Annotated in this window: 20 protein-coding genes and 2 tRNA genes; 11 read left to right on the top strand and 11 right to left on the bottom strand. The window is 68.0% G+C overall.

From position 1 onward, the window contains the following. Positions 1-59: 59 nt before the first annotated feature. Positions 60-132: transfer RNA gene (locus AYL44_RS08375), tRNA-Ala, on the bottom strand. 14 nt (positions 133-146) lie between these two features. Next, positions 147-220 (bottom strand) — tRNA-Ile (locus AYL44_RS08370). Positions 221-334: 114 nt separating this feature from the next. On the opposite strand from AYL44_RS08370, the gene AYL44_RS08365 reads away from it, so the two are divergent. Next, entirely contained in the window at positions 335-1060 is a 726-nt protein-coding gene (locus AYL44_RS08365; protein ID WP_064002813.1) for a VIT1/CCC1 transporter family protein, read from the top strand. A gap of 21 nt (positions 1061-1081) precedes the next feature. Here the strand turns inward: AYL44_RS08365 and AYL44_RS08360 are convergent, their stop codons facing one another. The 7 genes from AYL44_RS08360 to dnaA form a co-directional block, all read right to left on the bottom strand. Then, the gene (locus AYL44_RS08360) at positions 1082-1489 is read right to left on the bottom strand and encodes a DUF3566 domain-containing protein (RefSeq protein ID WP_064002812.1); all 408 of its coding nucleotides are present in this window, start codon (positions 1487-1489) and stop codon (positions 1082-1084) included. After that, positions 1486-4044, bottom strand: coding sequence for a DNA gyrase subunit A (gene gyrA / locus AYL44_RS08355; protein ID WP_064002811.1), 2559 nt, complete (start codon positions 4042-4044; stop codon positions 1486-1488). Before gyrA ends, AYL44_RS08360 begins: the two co-directional genes overlap by 4 nt. Before the next feature lie 51 nt (positions 4045-4095). Next, positions 4096-6138 (bottom strand): DNA topoisomerase (ATP-hydrolyzing) subunit B, encoded by a 2043-nt coding sequence (gyrB, locus tag AYL44_RS08350; RefSeq protein ID WP_064002919.1) that lies wholly within the window; start codon positions 6136-6138, stop codon positions 4096-4098. 123 nt (positions 6139-6261) lie between these two features. After that, entirely contained in the window at positions 6262-6756 is a 495-nt protein-coding gene (locus AYL44_RS08345; RefSeq protein ID WP_064002810.1) for a DUF721 domain-containing protein, read from the bottom strand. After that, a complete protein-coding gene (gene recF, locus AYL44_RS08340) occupies positions 6743-7909 on the bottom strand; it encodes a DNA replication/repair protein RecF (RefSeq protein WP_064002809.1) in 1167 nt (388 codons plus the stop codon). Before recF ends, AYL44_RS08345 begins: the two co-directional genes overlap by 14 nt. 55 nt (positions 7910-7964) lie before the next feature. Beyond that, the gene (gene dnaN / locus AYL44_RS08335) at positions 7965-9107 is read right to left on the bottom strand and encodes a DNA polymerase III subunit beta (protein WP_064002808.1); all 1143 of its coding nucleotides are present in this window, start codon (positions 9105-9107) and stop codon (positions 7965-7967) included. Positions 9108-9538: 431 nt separating this feature from the next. After that, positions 9539-10840 (bottom strand): chromosomal replication initiator protein DnaA, encoded by a 1302-nt coding sequence (dnaA, locus tag AYL44_RS08330; RefSeq protein WP_419865920.1) that lies wholly within the window; start codon positions 10838-10840, stop codon positions 9539-9541. 426 nt (positions 10841-11266) lie between these two features. Between dnaA and rpmH the strand changes: the two genes are divergently transcribed. The 10 genes from rpmH (at position 11267) to AYL44_RS08280 (ending at position 17888) form a co-directional block, all read left to right on the top strand. Further along, a complete protein-coding gene (gene rpmH / locus AYL44_RS08325) occupies positions 11267-11404 on the top strand; it encodes a 50S ribosomal protein L34 (protein WP_064002918.1) in 138 nt (45 codons plus the stop codon). Positions 11405-11413: 9 nt separating this feature from the next. After that, entirely contained in the window at positions 11414-11752 is a 339-nt protein-coding gene (gene rnpA / locus AYL44_RS08320; protein ID WP_082886156.1) for a ribonuclease P protein component, read from the top strand. Continuing rightward, on the top strand, positions 11749-12105 hold the full coding sequence (yidD, locus tag AYL44_RS08315) for a membrane protein insertion efficiency factor YidD (protein ID WP_082886155.1): 357 nt from the start codon (positions 11749-11751) through the stop codon (positions 12103-12105). The genes rnpA and yidD overlap by 4 nt, the downstream gene beginning before the upstream one ends. A 6-nt stretch (positions 12106-12111) precedes the next feature. Further along, on the top strand, positions 12112-13206 hold the full coding sequence (yidC, locus tag AYL44_RS08310; protein ID WP_064002806.1) for a membrane protein insertase YidC: 1095 nt from the start codon (positions 12112-12114) through the stop codon (positions 13204-13206). A gap of 20 nt (positions 13207-13226) precedes the next feature. After that, complete coding sequence (locus tag AYL44_RS08305) at positions 13227-13730, top strand: protein jag (RefSeq protein ID WP_064002805.1); 504 nt, start codon at positions 13227-13229, stop codon at positions 13728-13730. After that, positions 13723-14367, top strand: coding sequence for a 16S rRNA (guanine(527)-N(7))-methyltransferase RsmG (rsmG, locus tag AYL44_RS08300; RefSeq protein WP_064002915.1), 645 nt, complete (start codon positions 13723-13725; stop codon positions 14365-14367). The genes AYL44_RS08305 and rsmG overlap by 8 nt, the downstream gene beginning before the upstream one ends. Positions 14368-14542: 175 nt before the next feature. Further along, positions 14543-15472, top strand: a complete 930-nt coding sequence (locus AYL44_RS08295; RefSeq protein WP_064002804.1) for a ParA family protein — start codon at positions 14543-14545, stop codon at positions 15470-15472. Then, positions 15472-16458, top strand: coding sequence for a ParB/RepB/Spo0J family partition protein (locus AYL44_RS08290; RefSeq protein ID WP_064002803.1), 987 nt, complete (start codon positions 15472-15474; stop codon positions 16456-16458). The genes AYL44_RS08295 and AYL44_RS08290 overlap by 1 nt, the downstream gene beginning before the upstream one ends. 39 nt (positions 16459-16497) lie before the next feature. Beyond that, positions 16498-16833 carry a hypothetical protein gene (locus AYL44_RS08285; RefSeq protein WP_064002802.1) on the top strand — a complete coding sequence of 112 codons (336 nt, stop codon included), beginning with the start codon at positions 16498-16500 and terminating at the stop codon, positions 16831-16833. 23 nt (positions 16834-16856) lie between these two features. Further along, positions 16857-17888 carry a hypothetical protein gene (locus AYL44_RS08280; protein ID WP_064002801.1) on the top strand — a complete coding sequence of 344 codons (1032 nt, stop codon included), beginning with the start codon at positions 16857-16859 and terminating at the stop codon, positions 17886-17888. Positions 17889-17898: 10 nt separating this feature from the next. Here the strand turns inward: AYL44_RS08280 and trxA are convergent, their stop codons facing one another. Then, positions 17899-18222: a thioredoxin gene (trxA, locus tag AYL44_RS08275; protein ID WP_064002800.1), complete on the bottom strand. Its 324-nt coding sequence runs from the start codon at positions 18220-18222 to the stop codon at positions 17899-17901. A gap of 74 nt (positions 18223-18296) precedes the next feature. Next, positions 18297-19277 (bottom strand): thioredoxin-disulfide reductase, encoded by a 981-nt coding sequence (gene trxB, locus AYL44_RS08270; RefSeq protein ID WP_064002799.1) that lies wholly within the window; start codon positions 19275-19277, stop codon positions 18297-18299. Between the last annotated feature and the right edge of the window lie 83 nt (positions 19278-19360).

The raw sequence follows: 19360 nt of genomic DNA, 5'->3' as shown, positions 1-19360 counted from the left end.
TATTGCGACCGGGATGCGCGAAACGCCGGACCCCGTGGGGAACCGGCGTTTCTGGACTGTGGAGCCTAGGAGATTCGAACTCCTGACATCCTGCTTGCAAAGCAGGCGCTCTACCAACTGAGCTAAGGCCCCCGGTGCGGTGACGGTGGGGCTACCAGGACTTGAACCTGGGACCTCTTCATTATCAGTGAAGCGCTCTAACCGCCTGAGCTATAGCCCCGTCGTTGCCGGCTCACGCCTGCAACCTCCAAGACTTTACCCGAAGAGGGCGCCGTTTGACGAATCCGCGGCGGCGGCGGCCCGCAGCATCCGTTCGTTCTGATTCACTGGCCTCATGAGCACGACCATCCCCCGTGAGCCCGGCCACCGCGAACCGCAGGGCGCCGGCCTCGGCCAGCGCTTGAACTGGCTCCGCGCCGGTGTCCTCGGCGCGAACGACGGCATCGTCAGCGTCGCCGCCGTCGCGGTCGGCGTCGCCGGCGCGACGAGCGACCTCGGGCCGATCCTCACGGCATCGTCCGCCGCTCTCGTGGGTGGGGCGATCTCGATGGCGCTCGGCGAGTACGTCTCGGTGAGCAGCCAGCGCGACACCGAGCGCGCGCTCATCGAGAAGGAGACGCGGGAGCTCGCCGAGATGCCCGACGAGGAACTCGGCGAGCTCGCCGAACTCTACGAGGCGAAGGGGCTGAGTGCGGAGACCGCGCGGAAGGTCGCCGAGGAGCTCACCGCGCACGACGCCCTGCGCGCGCACCTCGACATCGAGCTCGGCATCGACCCCGACGAGCTGACGAGCCCGTGGCAGGCTGCGGTGTCGTCGGCGATCGCCTTCACGCTCGGCGCGCTGCTGCCGTTCCTCGCGATCCTGCTGCCACCGGCGGAATGGCGGGTGCCGACGACGTTCGTCGCCGTCCTCATCGCGCTGGGTCTGACCGGCACCATCTCGGCGACCCTCGGCGGCGCCGGCAAGCGGCGGGCCGTCGTGCGTCTCGTCGTCGGCGGGGCACTCGCCCTCGCTGTCACCTGGGCGCTGGGACTGCTGCTGGGGACATCCGTCGCGTGAGCGGATGCCGCGGCATCCGACTCAGTTCGAGGTGAAGCCGACGAGCAGACCGCCGGTGACCTTGACCATGAGGTTGTAGATCCCCGCGAGGACCGCACCCAGCACCGTCACGACGATGAGGTTCAGGATCGCGACGACCGCGGCGAACGCCATCACCTGGGGCAGGTTGAGGATCGAGGCGAGCGTGAAGGTGTTCTCGCCGTTGACCGCACCCAGCAGGGCGTCGACCTGGCCGACGAGACCGGTCGAGCTGATCACGAGGTAGACGAGCAGCGTCGAGACGACCGTGACGATCGCAAGGGCGACGGCCGCCAGGAAGGACAGCTTCACGGCCGACCAGAAGTCGACGTAGACGAGACGGAGGCGGACCTGCTTCGCGGTCGTCCGGCTCGAGGACTTCTTGGCCAGCTTGTCGGCTACGGAGCTCATGCGTCACTCTCTTCGGTGGTCTCGGGAGCTGCGGCGGCCTCCTCGGCCCCCGCACTCTCAGCCAGACCCCGCTCGCCGTTGCGGGCGATCGCGAGGATCCGGTCGTCGTCATCGGGGCGAGCGAAGACGACACCCATCGTGTCGCGACCCTTCGCAGGCACCTCAGCAACGGCCGAGCGTACCACCTTGCCGCTGGCAAGAACCACGAGGACCTCGTCGTCCGCGCTGACGATCAGACCGCCCGCGAGCTCGCCGCGGTCGTCGTGCAGCTTGGCGACCTTGATGCCGAGACCACCGCGGCCCTGCACGCGGTACTGGTCCACCGAGGTGCGCTTGGCGTACCCGCCCTGGGTGACGACGAAGACGAATCCCTCGTCACGCACGACGGATGCCGAGAGCAGGCTGTCGCCGTCGCGGAAGGACATGCCCTTCACGCCCTCGGTCGAGCGGCCCATCGGACGCAGCGATTCGTCGTTCGCCGTGAAACGCAGCGACATGCCCAGGCGCGAGACGAGCAGGAGGTCGTCGGTCGAGTCGACGAGCATCGCGCTGACGAGCTCGTCGCCGTCCTCCTCGTCCTGACCGCGCAGGCGGATCGCGATGATGCCGCCCTGCCGGTTCGTGTCGTACTCGGTGAGCGCCGTCTTCTTGATCTTGCCGTCGCGCGTCGCGAGGACGAGGTACTCGGCCGCGGCGTAGTCGCGGATGTCGAGGATCTGCGCGACGTCCTCGCCGGGCTGCAGGGCGAGCAGGTTCGCGACGTGCTGCCCCTTCGCATCCCGTCCGCCCTCGGGGAGCTCGTAGCCCTTCGCGCGGTAGACGCGCCCCTTGGTCGTGAAGAACAGGAGCCAGTGGTGCGTCGTCGAGACGAAGAAGTGCTCGACCACGTCGTCGGCGCGCAGCTGCGCACCCTTCACACCCTTGCCGCCGCGGTGCTGCGAGCGGTAGTTGTCGCTGCGTGTGCGCTTGACGTAGCCGTTGCGCGTGACGGTGACGACGATCTCCTCTTCGGGGATCAGGTCCTCCATCGACATGTCGCCGTCGTAGCCGTGCAGGATGTGCGTGCGACGCTCGTCGCCGAACTTCGCGACGATCTCACTGAGCTCCTCGGCGATGATCCCGCTCTGGCGGTCGCGCGAGACGAGGATGTCGTTCAGGTCCGCGATCTTGAGCTCGAGCTCGGTGGCCTCGTCGACGATCTTCTGGCGCTCGAGGGCGGCCAGGCGGCGCAGCTGCATCGTCAGGATCGCGTCGGCCTGCGCGTCGTCGACGTCGAGGAGCGACTTCAGCCCTTCGCGCGCCTCGTCGACCGTGGGGGAGCGGCGGATGAGGGCGATGACCTCGTCGAGCGCGTCGAGCGCCTTGAGGTAGCCGCGCAGGATGTGCATGCGCTTCTCGGCCTCGCGCAGCCGGTACCGGGTGCGGCGGACGATGACCTCGAACTGGTGCGCGAGCCAGTAGCTGATGAACCCGTCGATCGGCAGCGTGCGCGGCACACCGTCGACGATGGCGAGCATGTTCGCGCCGAAGTTCTCCTGCAGCTGCGTGTGCTTGTACAGGTTGTTGAGGACGACCTTCGCGACGGCGTCGCGCTTCAGGACGACGACGAGTCGCTGACCGGTGCGGTCGCTCGTTTCGTCGCGGATGTCGGCGATGCCGCTGAGCTTGCCCTCGCGCACGAGCGAGGTGATCTTGGCAGCGACGTTGTCGGGGTTGACCTGGTACGGGAGTTCCGTGATGACCAGGCAGGTGCGGTTCTGGATCTCCTCGACGTTCACGACGGCGCGCATCGTGATCGAGCCGCGACCCGTGCGGTACGCCTCGCGGATGCCCTTCGTGCCGAGGATCTGCGCGCCGGTGGGGAAATCCGGCCCCGGGATGCGCTCGATCAGCGCATCGAGGAGCTCCTCGCGGGAGGCATCCGGGTTCTGCAGGGCCCACATGACGCCGTCGGCCACCTCGCGGAGGTTGTGCGGCGGGATGTTCGTGGCCATGCCGACGGCGATACCGACCGAGCCGTTGACCAGGAGGTTCGGGAAGCGCGAGGGCAGGACGACGGGCTCGCGGGTGCGGCCGTCGTAGTTGTCCTCGAAGTCGACGGTGTCCTCGTCGATGTCGCGCACCATCTCGAGCGCGAGCTGGGCCATCTTGGTCTCGGTGTACCGGGGGGCCGCGGCGCCCATGTTGCCGGGGGAGCCGAAGTTGCCCTGACCGTCGGCCAGCGGGTAGCGCAGCGACCACGGCTGGACGAGACGGACGAGTGCGTCGTAGATCGCGCTGTCACCGTGCGGGTGGTACTGACCCATGACCTCGCCGACGACGCGGGCGCACTTCGAGTAGCTCTTGTCGGGACGGTAGCCGCCGTCGTACATGCCGTAGATGACGCGGCGGTGCACGGGCTTGAGGCCGTCTTCGACGCGCGGCAGCGCGCGACCCACGATGACGCTCATCGCGTAGTCGAGGTAGCTCCGCTGCATCTCGACCTGGAGGTCGACCTGGTCGATGTTGCCGTGCTGGTAGCCGGCGTTCGGGTCGGGACGCTCTTCGTCAGCCATGTTCTCTCAGTCTTCGTTCGTCGTCGGAGTGCCGGGGCGGATGCGGTGGACTCAGATGTCCAGGAACCGCACGTCCTTGGCGTTGCGCTGGATGAACCCGCGCCGCGCCTCGACGTCCTCGCCCATCAGCACGGAGAAGATCTCATCGGCCGCGGCCGCGTCGTCGATGGTCACCTGACGCAGCGTGCGCGTCTCGGGGTCCATCGTCGTCTCCCACAGCTCCTTGGCGTTCATCTCGCCGAGACCCTTGTAGCGCTGCACGCCGTTGTCCTTCGGGATGCGGCGCCCCGCCGCGGCCCCTTCGCGCAGCAGCGCGTCGCGCTCGGCGTCGCTGTAGACGTACTCGTGCGGCGCGTTCGACCACTTGAGTCGGTACAGCGGGGGCTGCGCGAGGTAGACGTAGCCCGCCTCGACGAGCCCACGCATGTAGCGGAACAGCAGGGTCAGCAGGAGGGTCGTGATGTGCTGACCGTCCACGTCGGCATCGGCCATCAGGACGACCTTGTGGTACCGGGCCTTCTCGATGTCGAAGTCCGGGCCGATGCCGGCGCCGAACGCCTGGATCATCGCCTGGATCTCGGCGTTGCCCAGGGCACGGTCGAGCCGCGCCTTCTCGACGTTGAGGATCTTGCCGCGCAGCGACAGGATCGCCTGACGCTCGGGATCGCGGCCGGACACGGCCGAGCCGCCGGCCGAGTCGCCCTCGACGAGGAAGATCTCGCTGATCGACGGGTCCTTGCTCGTGCAGTCCTTGAGCTTCTCGGGCATGGATGCCGACTCGAAGACGCTCTTGCGACGCGCCGTCTCGCGCGCCTTGCGCGCGGCCATGCGCGCGGTCGCCGCTTCGATGGCCTTCGTGATGATGAGCTTCGCCTGCTGCGGGTTGCGGTCGAGCCAGTCCATGAGCTGGTCGCCGACGACCTTCTGCACGAAGGCCTTCGCCTCGGTGTTGCCGAGCTTGGTCTTCGTCTGGCCCTCGAACTGCGGTTCGGAGAGCTTCACCGAGATGACGGCGGTCAGGCCCTCACGGATGTCCTCGCCGGCGAGGTTCTCGTCCTTGTCCTTGAGGAGGCCCTTCTCCTTGGCGTAGCGGTTGATGTACATCGTCATCGCCGCACGGAAACCCTCTTCGTGCGTGCCGCCCTCGTGCGTGTTGATCGTGTTCGCGAAGGTGAAGACGTTCTCGGTGTAGCCCGAGGTCCACTGCATCGCGAGCTCGAGCGAGATGTGACGGACCGTGTCCTCCGACTCGATCTCGATGATCTCCTCGTTGATGACCTCGGCCTTGCGGACCTTGTTGAGGTACTCGACGTAGTCGACCAGGCCTCGCTCGTACAGGAAGTCGTCGTGGCGCTGCGTGGTCTCGGAACCGCCCTCGGGCAGATCCACGACGTCGAGGGCCTCGGGGCGCTCGTCGGTGAGGGTGATGCGGAGACCCTTGTTGAGGAACGCCGTCTGCTGGAAGCGCGTGCGGAGGGTGTTGTAGTCGAAGTCGGTGGTCTCGAAGATCGCCGCGTCGGGCCAGAACGTGATGGTCGTGCCGGTCTTGTCGCTCTCCTCGCCCTTGGCGAGCGGGCCCTCGGGCTTGCCGCCGCCCGAAAACGTCTGACGCCAGATGTGTCCCTGACGAGCGATCTCGACCTCGAACCGCGTCGACAGCGCGTTCACGACGGACGATCCGACACCGTGCAGACCGCCCGAGACCGCGTACCCGCCGCCGCCGAACTTGCCGCCCGCGTGGAGGACGGTCAGGACGACCTCGACCGTCGACTTGCTGGGGTCGGAGGAGTGCGGGTCGACCGGGATGCCGCGGCCGTTGTCGACGACGCGCAGGCCGCCGTCGGCCAGGATCGTGACGTGGATCGTGTCGCAGTAGCCGGCGAGGGCCTCGTCGACGGAGTTGTCGACGATCTCGTAGACCAGGTGGTGCAGACCGCGCTCACCGGTCGAACCGATGTACATGCCGGGGCGCTTGCGGACGGCCTCGAGGCCCTCGAGGACCTGGATCTCGTCCGCCCCGTACTCCGCGGGGATCCGGGGTGCGGCGGGCGGGTCGAGATCCTCGGGAGTGTTGTCGGGGGTATCTGACGTCATCGGTTTCGCGCGCTCCACATCCATCGTCTGGGCTTGATCCCAGTCTAGTGCCTCACGCCCTCGCTACGCGGCTGAACGCCGCTGTGGCGGCACGAAACCTTTCCGAAGCCTCCGGGACGTCGGTCAGCCGTAGGTATCGCGTGGACCCCGCCCTGGAACGGCTCTGGGGCCCCATTTCCAGGAGGGGACGTCCGGCCCCACGAAACGCACGGACTCGACGCCGGCCTCCGGGAACCGCCGGATCAGCTCGGTGACGATCGTCGCGCGCATCAGGTGGAGGTTCTTCGCCCATGCCGTCGAATCGCACTGGACGGTGAGCACGCCGTCGCTGAGAGCCACGGGATCCGCGTGGCGCGCCGTCTCCTCGCCGGCGACCTCGGCCCACTGCAGCACGAGGTCCTCCTTCGCGAGCTGCGCGTCCCACCCCGACTGCCGGGTGAGGTCGGCCAGCAGGTCGCCGACACCCTTGGGATCGCGACCCGGGGTGAACGGCTGGTTCTCGTCGTCGTCGTTCCGCCGCTTGCGGCGGCGCTTCTTCGCGGCCGACGGCTCGAGTCCGCGCAGCCGGAGGTAGGTCGCGACCGTTTCGGGGATGCCGGTGGTGTCAGACATCGGCATCCGTCACGATCGTGCCCGCCTCGACGCGGACGGTCCGGACCCGGAGCGACGCCGGGACGTCGCCCTCGACCGCCGCCGTGACGATGACCTGCTCGAAATCGGCGACGACGCCCGCCAGACGGGCGCGACGGTCGGCGTCGAGCTCGGCGAAGACGTCGTCGAGGATGACGATCGGGTCGCCGAGGCGCAACTGGTCGCGCAGCAGCTGCGCCGACGACAACCGCAGCGACAGCGCCGTCGACCAGGACTCGCCGTGCGAGGCGTACCCCTTCACGGGAAGTCCGCGCAGGCGCAGGAGGAGGTCGTCGCGGTGCGGTCCGACGAGGGTCACCCCGCGCTCGAGTTCCTGGGACCGCTTCGCCGCCAGTCCGGCGCGGAAGGATGCCGCGACCGCGTCGGACCCGACGGCGGAACCCGTCTTCGCGACGGGTGCGGCGTCGTCCTCCGGGTCGGACCCCTCGACCGTGAGCACCCATTCGAGCTGCGGGTCGTGGTCGGCGCCGGCGATGGCCTCGTACGCGTCACGCATCGGCTGCGCGAGATCCTCGGCCAGGCGCAGGCGGGCCAGGATGATCTCGGTGCCGAGCGAGATGAGTTTGTCGTCCCAGACGTCGAGCGTCGTGAGCTGCTCGGCCTTCAGTCCCCGAGCCCGCGCCGACTTCAGCAGAGCCGTGCGCTGCTTGAGCACGCGGTCGTAGTCGCCGAGCACGCCCGACATGCGGGGTGCGCGCTGCACGAGGAGCTGATCGGCGAACCGGCGTCGCGCGGACGGGTCGCCGCGCACGATCTGCAGGTCCTCGGGGGCGAAGAGCACAACTTGCGCGTACCGCGGGAGCTCCGAGGTGCGCACCGGCGAACCGTTGACGCGCGCCTTGTTGGAGCCGGACCGGTTCAGCTGCGCCTCGAGTTGGATGCGGCGGTCGCCGTACCCGAGCCGGGCGCGGACGAAGGCGGCATCCGCCCCGTACCGGACCATCGGCGCATCCTGCGACACCCGGTGCGAACCCAGCGTCGCGAAGTAGCCGATCGCCTCGGCGAGATTGGTCTTGCCCTGGCCGTTGCGGCCGACGAACACGTTCGGACCGGCGGCCAGACTCACGTCGGCCGCCGCGTAGTTGCGGAAGTCGACGAGACTCAGGTGCTCCACGATCACCAGATCACCCTCCCTCGAGGCTCCGACACGCCTCGATGTGGACGGACGCCGGGGGTCAGCGCAGCAGGAGGTTCGGCTGCAGCAGGTACTTGAAGCTCTCGGGCGTGCCCGAGGTCTGCGGCGTGATGAGGACCGGGCTCAGCTTGTTGGCGTTCTCGCTCGAGGTGAACGTGATGCGCGTGAACTCGCTCTTCACGGCGCCGAGCGCCTCGAGCAGGTACTGCGGGTTGAGTCCGAGGGTCACCTCGTCGCCGGCGAGCGTCGCGTCGACCGACTCGGTGGCGCGGGCCTGCTCGGTGCCCGCGGCATCCATCGACACACCCTCGTCCGAGAACGTGAATCGCAGCGGCGCCGACCGGTCGAGCACGAGCGAGACGCGGCGGACGGCCTCGGCGAGCTCCGCCGTGTTGACGACCGCATAGTGCTCGGTCTGCGCGGGGAAAAGCCGCCGGACCGGGGGGAAGTTGCCCTTGATGAGCAGGGAGGTCACGGTCTTGTTGCCCGCCGTGAACGCGATGATCTCGCGGTCGCCCGAGCCGGAGAACGACACCTGGATGTCGCCGGAGTGCGCGAAGGTCTTCCCGACCTCGGTCAGCGTGCGCGCGGGGACGAGCGCGGTCGTCGCCTCCTCGCGGGCGACGGCGCCGCTGTCGAAGTTGATCTCGCGCAGCGCGACGCGGTAGCGGTCGGTGGCGACGAGGCTGAGCTCGTTGCCGGTCACCTCGAGCTGCACACCCGTCAGGACCGGGGTGACGTCATCGCGGGAGGCTGCGAACGCGACCTGCGCGATCGCGGTTGAGAAGTCGTCGCCCGGGACGAGGCCCGAGTCGCCCGAGACCTCGGGGATCGCGGGGTACTCGGCGACGGGCATCGCCGCGAGGGTGAACCGCGCGGAACCGCACGTCAGGAGGATCTCACCGTCGGCATCCTGCGTGATCTGGATCGGTGCGTTCGGCAGACGGCTCGCGATCTCGGACAGCAGTCGGCCGTGGACGAGGATCGTACCCGGCTCGTCGACCGTCGCCTCGATGCGGGTGCGGGCGGATGCCTCGTAGTCGAACGCGGCGAGCGACAGACCGTCGTCGCCGGCTTCGATGAGCACACCCGCGAGGATCGGCTGCGGGTTCCGCTGCGGGAGCAGTTTCACGACGAACGACACGGCTTCGCTGAATACATCGCGGTTGACGTGGAACTTCACTGATGCTCCCTTGACGGCGAGATGGGCCCTCTCATGCTAGTGCCCACGACAGGACGCTCCGGAAGCCGCTCTACCGAGCTCGCTGCGACCGGCCCGCACCCCGTGGGTGTGATCGGATCGGGCTTCCATTAGATAGTTCTCTGTCTTCTTGTTAACAGCTGTGGAAACTGTGGATAAGTCGGTGGATCCCTGTCACCGAGCCGGAACCACATCCGTGTAACTTGTGCACGGGCTGCGGAAAGACGCGTGAGTCCGGCGACGAGGAATCGATGCGTGTCATCCGTTCATCCACAGGCTGTCGCCGTTCGTTCACATCCGACGGCCTGTGACGCACAGTTATCCACAGGCTTTCCACACTGTGGGAAACGGCATTTTGGTGGTCCGGCCGCGCACATGTCAAGTACGGCCGCACACCCGGGCGTGTGGGGCCGTCAGCGCGAGGAACGGCCGAGCTGCGAGGTGATCTCGGACACCTGGTTGTAGATCGAGCGGCGCTCCTTCATGAGCTCGCTGATCTTCTTGTACGCGTACATCACCGTGGTGTGGTCGCGGTTGCCGAACAGCTGACCGATTTTCGGCAGCGACAGGCTCGTGCGCTCGCGGCACAGATACATGGCGATCTGCCGAGCCGTGGCGACCGACTGCGAGCGGCTCGAGCCGTACAGGTCGTCGACCGTGAGGCGGAAGTACTGGGCCGTGGCCGAGATGATGTCGGTCGGCGAGATGATGTTCGCGTCGTCCTGGTCGACGATGTCGCGGAGCACCGTCTGCGCGAGCGAGATGTCGAGGTTCGAGCGGTTCAGGCTCGCGAACGCGGACACCCGGATGAGGGCGCCCTCGAGTTCGCGGATGTTGCTCGACACCTTCGTGGCGATGTACTCCAGCACGTCGTCGGGCACCTGCAGGCGCTCGGACTGCGCCTTCTTGCGCAGGATCGCGATACGCGTCTCGAGGTCGGGCGCCTGCACGTCCGTGATGAGACCCCACTCGAAGCGGCTCCGCATCCGGTCCTCGAACCCGGTGAGGTGACGGGGCGGCACATCGCTCGTGATCACGACCTGCTTGTCGTGGTCGTGCAGCTGATTGAAGGTGTGGAAGAACGCCTCCTGCGTCTCGGCGCGACCCTGCAGGAACTGGATGTCGTCGATGAGGAGGATGTCGACGTCGCGGTACCGGGCCTGGAACGCGGATGCGCGGTTGTTCACGATCGAGTTGATGAAGTCGTTCGTGAACTCCTCACTCGAGACGTACCGGACCTTGATGCCGGTGTAGAGGTTGATCGCGTAATCGCCGATCGCGTGCAGGAGGTGGGTCTTCCCCAGCCCCGAGTCGCCGTAGATGAACAGCGGGTTGTACGCCTTGGCCGGCGCCTCGGCGACGGCGACCGCCGCCGCGTGCGCGAAACGGTTGGACTGGCCGATGACGAAGTTGTCGAACGTGTACTTCGGGTTGAGGCGGGTGTCGTTGCGGGATGCCGGCGCCGTCTGCTCGCTGTAGTCCTCGGCGTTCGGCCGGGTCGGTGCCGACGGGGTCGGCGCGAGGGCCGACTGGACCGGGACCGGCGCGGTGAGGTGGGCGTCACCGAGCTCGGGGTTCACGACGACGCGGAACGTGCTCGCCGACGGTTCGGCGTCGACCTGCGCGAGGGCCTCCATGATGGGTCCGCGCAGGCGCTTGTTGAACTGGCCGGCGGTGAGGTCGTTGGGGACGTCGAGGTAGAGCGTTCCGCTCATCACCCCCTGGGCGACGGCGAGGTTCACGAAGCCGTGCAGCTGCGGCGTGACGCGGTCGTCGTTCGCCAGCACGTCGAGCACGGCGCTCCAGACGGGGACATCTGGAAGTTCGTGCTCGGACATGACCCTCCCGGGGTGTGGACAATGGTGTGCACGGTACTGTGCACAACCTGTGGATAAGTATCCGGATCACGCTAGTCATCGGCGCTCCGCAAGGCAAAACCCACTGTAGAACCGGCCCGCGTGTCGTCGCCAGCAGCGTTCGGGCGTCGGTGGATAATGGCCGGTCGGCGTCCCGGTTTGGGATCTCAGGAATCTCGACGTATCCTAGGTCGGTTGACTTGTGCCTCTCGGCGCGAGTCCCCCATGTACCTGTGTCCCCGGTCTCGAGCGTTCGGGTGACCCCGCCCATCCGGAGTGATCTTCATGAGCAAGCGCACGTTCCAGCCCAACAACCGCCGCCGCGCCAAGAAGCACGGCTTCCGCGCCCGTATGCGCACCCGCGCCGGCCGCGCCATCCTCTCGGCTCGCCGCTCCAAGGGGCGCACCGAGCTCTCGGCCTGACACCACGCGGTGCTGGCGCGCGGGAACCGCATCACCCGCGGGGCGGACTACCGTTCCGTCGTCCGCGGAGGTTCCCGCTGTCCGGCGGCACACACCGTGGCCCACGTGGTCAGCACGTCTGAACAGCGCCCCCCACGCTTCGGCTTCATCGTGAGCAAGCAGGTGGGGGGCGCTGTCGTGCGCAATACGGTGCGTCGCCGGCTCAAGGCGATCTGCGCAGAGGCTCTGCCGGAAGTCCGGCCGGGGGCCGATGTGGTCATCCGCGCGTTGCCGGCTGCGGCATCCGTCGACTTCGCGACCCTGCGCGCCGAGGTCATCCGCTGCCTCGAACGGAAGGCGGCCGTATGAGCTCGGCGCCTCTTCCCTCGTACACCCGCGGGACGGCGGTGATGGATGCCGCGACCCTGCCGGCGACGATCACGCTGCTCCCCCGCAACGCGGTGATCGCCCTGCTGCACGGCTATCGGGCGACCGTCTCCCAGCTGTACGGCGACGTGTGCAAGTACTATCCCTCGTGTTCGGCCTATGCGCTGGGCGCCGTGCAGCAGCACGGGGTCCTCAAGGGCTCGGCGCTCGCGGCGGCCCGTCTCGCGAGATGCCACCCGTGGGCCGCGGGCGGCATCGACGACGTCCCCGCTCACACGCACTTCCGGCACGACCTGACTTCGCACGGCTTCGTCGTGCCCCTCAGAAAGGATTGATCCGTGATGGATCTCTTCGCCTCGGCGACCCTCCCGCCGCTCCCGAACCCGACGACACCCGAACCCGGTGATCCTGACTTCTTCAGCATCATCCTGTGGCCGTTCAAGTTCGTCGTCGAGGCGATCCTCGTCTTCTGGCACTGGATCTTCACGTCGATCGGACTGGCACCGGATGCCGGCCTGACCTGGGTTTTGTCAATCATCGGGCTCGTGATCGTCGTGCGTGCCGCACTCATCCCGCTGTTCGTGCGGCAGATCAAGAGCCAGCGCAAGATGATGGAGCTCGCGCCCGAGATGCGCAAGATCCAGGAGCGGTACAAGGGCAAGCGCGACCAGCTGTCGCGCGAGGCCATGAGTCGCGAGACCATGGCGATGTACACGAAGCACGGTACGACGCCGCTGTCGAGCTGTCTGCCTCTGCTGGTGCAGATGCCGATCCTCCTCGGCATGTTCTACACGCTCAGCGAAGTGAAGCGTCACGCGGAGTGGGGTGTGGGTGGCACCGGCCTGCTGAACGCGACGCTGACGCGCGAGTTCTACAACGCCGAGCTGTTCGGTGTCGCACCGCTGCACGTCAACATGATCGACGCGATCAACACGAATCAGACGGCGACCGTCGTGATCCTCGTGATCCTCGTGATCCTGATGATCCTGTCGCAGTTCTTCACGCAGCTGCAGATCATCTCCAAGAACCTCTCCCCCGAGGCCAAGACCGGCCAGGCCTACCAGATGCAGCGGATCATGCTGTACGTCCTGCCGCTGGCCTTCATTTTCTCGGGTGTGTTCTTCCCGCTCGGCGTCGTCATGTACTGGTTCACCTCGAACATCTGGACCATGGTCCAGCAGTTCGTCGTCATCCGGAACCTCCCGACCCCGGGCTCGGAGGCGGCCAAGGCGCGCGAGGAGCGGCTGGCGAAGAAGGGTAAGGCGCTCGACGCGAGCGGCAAGGTCATCCCCCTCGCCAAGTACGAGGCCGAGCAGCAGCGCCTGTTCGAGGAGGCCGAGCGCGCGAAGGCGCAAGCTCCCAAGCGCCAGCAGCCGGTCAGTAAGCAGCGCGCGAAGAAGCAGGCTCAGAAAGGCAAGCAGGACGGCACGTCCTGACGAGGACCGAAGGATCGATCATGACGACCACTGACCAGACCCCCGGCGCTCGCGCTGTGCCCACCGTCGACGAGCTCGAGCAGGAAGGCGACATCGCCGCCGACTTCGTCGAGGGCATCCTCGACATCGCGGACATCGACGGCGACCTGACGCTCGACGTGCGCGCCGGCCGCGCCTACGTGTCCGTCGAGAACGAGCAGCCCGACGCGCTCTCGCTGCTGTCCGACCCCGAGACGGTGCAGGCGTTGCAGGAGCTGACCCGCATCGCGGTGCAGACCAAGACCGGGCGGTTCTCACGCCTCATCCTGGATGTGGGCGGTTCTCGCGACGCACGGCGCGCGCAGCTGCAGAAGCTCGTGGAGCGTGCGCTGGAGCGGCTCGACGACGGCGCCTCGCAGGCATCCCTGCCGCCGATGTCCAGCTACGAGCGCAAGCTCGTGCACGACATCGCGGCGGAGCACGGCCTGGTGTCGGAGTCCTACGGCGAGGGTGCCGATCGCCACACCGTTCTGCGCCGTGGTTGACGTTTCACGTGAAACACCCGAGCACGAACCGGATGCCGCGGCATCCGTCTTCGGCGATCGGGTCGATCTCGCTCGTCGCTTCACCGACGCGCTGATCGCCCAGGGCGAGGAGCGCGGTCTCATCGGACCGCTCGAACTCCCCCGCATCTGGACCCGGCACATCCTCAACAGTGCTGTCGCCGCGCCGCTGTTCACGGCCGGGTCCCGCGTCGGTGACATCGGTTCCGGCGCTGGCCTGCCGGGACTCGTGCTCGCCATCGCACGTCCCGACGTCCGTTGGGTGCTCATCGAGCCGATGGAGCGCCGTATCGCGTGGCTGACGGAGCAGACGGACGAGCTCGGGCTCGACAACGTCGAGATCGTCCGCGCACGCGGCGAGGACTGGACCGAGGGTCGGGTGTTGGATGCGGTGACCGCCCGCGCCGTGAGCGCGTTCCGCACCCTCATCCCGATCACCGCGCCGTTGGTGCGGGGCGGCGGCGAGCTGATCCTGCTCAAGGGCGTCAACGCAGCGAACGAGATCTCCGCCGCGGAGAAGGCGATCCGGAAGTTCCGGCTGTCGGATGTCCGGGTCGAACCCGTCGGCGACGGTGTCGTCGCGGAGCCGACGCGGGTCATCCGCGCCACCGTGCGCTGACACCAGGCGGCGATGTTTCACGTGGAACATCGGGCGGCCTGAAACGTCGGCGAACGTTTCACGTGAAACGCGCGGAGCGCGAGAGCTCTGTTTCACGTGAAACAACGATCGGCGCGGGAGGCTGACGGAGGCCTCGACTACAGTGGGAACGTCCTCGACACGACAGGAGTAACAGGTGCCGGATTCGGAGAACACCACCTCTCCCGCACCCTTCTCTTTCGACGACAGTCCGATCGCCCGCGAATTGGCGGATCTGACGTCGCGCAGGAAGGTCCTCGCCGAGGTGAAGGTCGAGTTCGACGGCTCCACCCGCGTCTTCACGGTGTCGAACCAGAAGGGCGGCGTGGGGAAGACCACGACGACCGTCAATCTCGCGGCGGGGCTCGCCTCCGTCGGGGCGCGCGTGCTCGTCATCGACCTCGACCCGCAGGGGAACTCGTCGACGGCGCTCGGCATCCCGCACAGCGCCGATGTCGCGAGCATCTACGACGTCCTCATCGATGAGGAGCCGCTCGCGGACGTGATCCAGACGAGCCCGGAGTCCCCGAATCTCCTCTGTGCGCCGTCGACCATCCATCTCGCCGGCGCGGAGATCGAGCTCGTCTCGCAGGTCGCGCGAGAGCATCGTCTGCGGACGGCCCTGGAGACCTATCTGGCGGAAAACCACGTCGATTTCGTGTTCATCGACTGCCCGCCGTCGCTCGGACTCCTCACCATCAACGCTTTCACGGCCGCGACCGAGGTCCTCATTCCGATCCAGTGCGAGTACTACGCGCTCGAGGGACTGAGCCAGCTGCTCGGCAGCGTCTCGATGATCCAGAAGCACCTCAACCCGGCCCTGCACCTGTCGACCATCCTGCTGACCATGTACGACGGGCGGACCCGACTCGCGCAGCAGGTCGCCGACGAGGTGCGCACGCACTTCCCCGACCGGGTGCTGACCACCGTCATCCCGCGGTCGGTCCGTGTGTCCGAGGCCCCGAGCTTCGGGCAGACGGTCATCGCCTATGACGGACAGTCCGCGGGCGCCGTGGCGTACCGCGAGGCGGCGGTCGAGATCGCGCGGCGCGGTCTCGCACAGAACTCAGAAGAAGGAGCCCACTGATGGCCAAGCGAACCGGACTGGGCCGGGGCATCGGAGCCCTCATCCCCACGCAGGATTCGACGGAGGCGCGTCCCGTCGACGTGTTCTTCCCCGGAGCGTCGCTGCCTGCGGCCGACGCCGACGGATCGAACCAGGATGCCGCACCCGCGGAGACTCCGGCGGGGGAGGACGAGCTCGTCGCCGTCCCCGGAACGCGTCTGATCGAGGTCGACCCGAACGAGATCGTCCCCAACCCGCGCCAGCCGCGCACGAACTTCGACGCGGACGACCTCGCCGAGCTCGTGCACAGCGTCCGGGAGTTCGGTGTGCTGCAGCCCGTCGTCGTGCGACGCAACGAGGACGGCGCGTACGAGCTCATCATGGGCGAGCGCCGCACACGCGCTGCCCGCGAAGCCGGGCTGACCGCGATCCCGGCGGTCCTGCGCGAGACCGAGGACGAGCACCTGCTGCGCGACGCGCTGCTCGAGAACCTGCACCGTTCGCAGCTCAACCCGCTCGAAGAGGCGTCCGCCTACCAGCAGCTCCTCGAGGACTTCGGGATCACCCAGGAGGAGCTTGCGACGCGCATCGGGCGGTCGCGTCCGCAGATCAGCAACACGATCCGTCTGCTCAAGCTCCCCGTGCCCGTGCAGCAGCGCGTCGCTGCCGGCGTGCTCAGCGCCGGCCACGCCCGCGCGATTCTCTCGGTCGACGACGCCGACCACATGCAGCGCCTGGCCGACAAGATCGTGAACGAGGATCTCTCGGTGCGCGCCGCGGAGGCAGCCGCCAAGACGATCGGCAATCGGGTGCGCCCGCTCCCCAAGGCCGGCACGCGCCGCGCGCACCTCGACGACGTCGCGGAGCGGCTGGGGGACCGGCTCAACACCAAGGTGAAGATCTCGCTGACAGCGCGGAAAGGCCAGATCAGCATCGATTTCGCGACGATCCAGGATCTCAACCGCATCCTCGGCGAGCTCGGCGAGACGGAGTTCGGCGGCTCCTGATCGGGGCCGGACGTGGGGAGGCGAGCGTAGGCTGGAGGGGTGAGTGATCGCCCCAACCTCCCCCGACGCGCGAGCCTCGAGGTGCTGCGCGCGGAGGCGTCCGACGAGTTGTCGGTGCTGGTCGAGGAGCGTCTGCGCGACGGTGAGGATCCCTGGGCTTTCATGGAGGATCTCCCCTCGGTCGACGAGCTGGTCGTGCTCACCCTGCGGGCCGAGAACATCGCGGCCGACGGCGGACAGCGCCCGACCCAGGCGCGGAACTACCGTGTGCTGCGACAGATCGCCCTGGACTACCCCGCGCTGAGTGCGGCGGTCTGGCGCCTGCTCGGCAGCGAGCCGCACCGGACGTGGAACGTCTCGGTCCGAGCCTCCTGACTGTTCCACGTGAAACGTCGCCGATGGACGAACTGACGATCGCGTCGATCGACATCGCTCCGTCTCAGACAGTCGTCACCATCGACGCGGTGCGCGCCGCCCTCCGGGAGCGGATGATCCCCGCCGTCGTCGGCGACGAGGACGGCACCGTGATCGCGCGCGTGGCGCTCACGCCCGACGGCCAGATGGTCATCGCGTCCGACGGCACGGTCACGAGCACCGCCCCGGAGCCGACACTGGACTCCCTCGCCGCGGAATGGTCGGCCGATGTGCTGCTCGAGTCCGACGGTCTCTTCCTCGTCGGGCGCAGACGGGATGCCGCGGACCCGCCGCCGCCGTCGTCGTCACCGATCCGAGACGTGCCGTTCCGGGTCTACGTGCTGATGGGCGAGCGCGTGACCGGTCTCACCTCGCTCGCCCAGCAGCTCGAGGCATCCGTCACCGTCGCCGAGGTCGACGGAGCGGCCATCGTCGTGGCGCACGAGCACGTCCGGAACTCCTGGCCGCCGGCTCAGCGCCCCGTCGTCGCGCTCACCCGCACGCGGACGGGCCTCACGATGGAGGTGTTCAGCGCCGCCGGACTCGCGGCGCTGCCGGAGGACGAGCGCATGCGGGGGCGTGGCGTCCCGGATCTCAAGCTGTCGTGGCCGGCACGATGGGTGCCGGTGCTATCGGAGGAGGGATGGACGGGGGAGGTGCAGCGGATGCTGCGCACGGCCGCCATCGAGCGGATGTCGGACCTCGCCGACGACCGGCCCGTGCTCGACGAGTTGCGGGTGACGCGGGCGACGTTCGAGCACCTTCGCCGCTGCGACAACGATGACGACCTCCCCGGTCACCTCACCCGGGCCTTGCGTCTGCCGGCGGTCGTCGAGGACCTCGTCCGGGGCCGTGCCGACATCGCGGATCTGCCGGGTGCGCGCCGGAGGGAACGCACCGACGCGGGTCGACGCGCGTGGGAACTCACGTCCCGTCCGTCGTGGTGGTCGCGGCTGTTCCGTCGGCGCGGAAACGACGAAGGACCCGGCGACCGGAGTCGCGCGGGTCCTTCGTGACGTGGGGTGCTCAGCCGATGTAGTCGGCGAGGTCCTGCTCGAGGGCGAACTTCGGCTTCGCGCCGATGATCGTCTTCTCGACCTGGCCCTTGTGGAAGACCTTCATCGCCGGGATCGACGTGATCTGGTACTCCATGGCGAGCTGCGGGTTCTCGTCGACGTTGAGCTTCAGAACCGTGATCTTCTCGGGGTTCTCGGTCTGGATCTCGTCGAGGATGGGGCCGACCATGCGACAGGGTCCGCACCACGCCGCCCAGAAGTCCACCAGAACGGGGCCTTCGGCGTCGATGACGTCCTGCTGCCAGGTGCTCTCACTCGTGGCCTTGGCGGTCATATGTCTGTCTCCTTAGGAATCGACACGTGGGTGTCAGAGGGGAAAACGCAGCGGATGCCGCAATTGTTCCGCGCTCAGGCGGGGGTCGGCAGCCCGTCGATCAGTGCACCGTCCTGCGCGGGGGCACCCGCGTCGCCGCGCGCCGCGAGGTAGTGCTCGAGGTCGAGGGCGGCGACCGTGCCGCTGCCGGCCGCGGTGACGGCCTGGCGGTAGGTCGGGTCGATGACGTCGCCGGCGGCGAAGACTCCGGGGACGGAGGTCTTCGAGGTGCGGCCGTCGACCCACACGGTGCCGTGCTCGGTGATGTCGAGGACGTTGTGCACGAGGTGCGTGCGGGGGTCGTAGCCGATCGCGACGAACACGCCGTCGAGGGCGAGGTCGCGCTCGGACCCGTCGACGGTGTCGCGCAGACGCACGCCGGTCACGGCATCCTCACCCAGGACGTCGACGACCTCGGCGTTCCAGACGAACTCGATCTTCTCGTTGGCCTTGGCGCGGTCCTGCATGATCTTCGAGGCGCGCAGCTCGTCGCGACGGTGGATCACGTAGACCTTCGAGGCGAACTTCGTGAGGAACGTCGCCTCCTCCATCGCGGAGTCGCCGCCGCCGACGACGGCGATGACCTTCTCGCGGAAGAAGAACCCGTCGCACGTGGCGCAGTACGAGACGCCGCGGCCCGACAGCCGGGATTCACCCTCGATGCCGATCTTGCGGGGCGCGGAACCCGTGGCGAACACGATCGCCTCGGCCTCGTGCGTCTCGCCGCGGCCGAGCGTGACGGTCTTGATGTCGCCCGAGACGTCGAGCGACACGACGTCGTCATAGACGACCTCGGCGCCGAACTTCTCGGCCTGCTCCTGCATCTTGGTCATGAGGTCGGGGCCCATGATGCCCTCGGGAAACCCGGGGAAGTTCTCGACCTCGGTCGTGTTCATCAGCTCTCCGCCGGCATCGACCGAGCTGGCGACGACGAGGGGCGACAAGTTCGCGCGCGCCGCGTAGATCGCCGCGGTGTAGCCCGCCGGACCCGAGCCGATGATGATGACCTTGCGCACGATGAATCCTCTCTTCGTCTGGGCGATGTTCGCGCCCGGACAGTTCAACCCATGGTAGCCGCGTGGCATTCCACGGACCGGGG

This window comes from Microbacterium oleivorans (assembly GCF_001644225.1).
Classification (GTDB): domain Bacteria; phylum Actinomycetota; class Actinomycetes; order Actinomycetales; family Microbacteriaceae; genus Microbacterium; species Microbacterium gawkjiense.
The sequence above is the reverse complement of the archived record's forward strand: the minus strand, read 5'-3'. Positions and strand labels throughout refer to the sequence as shown.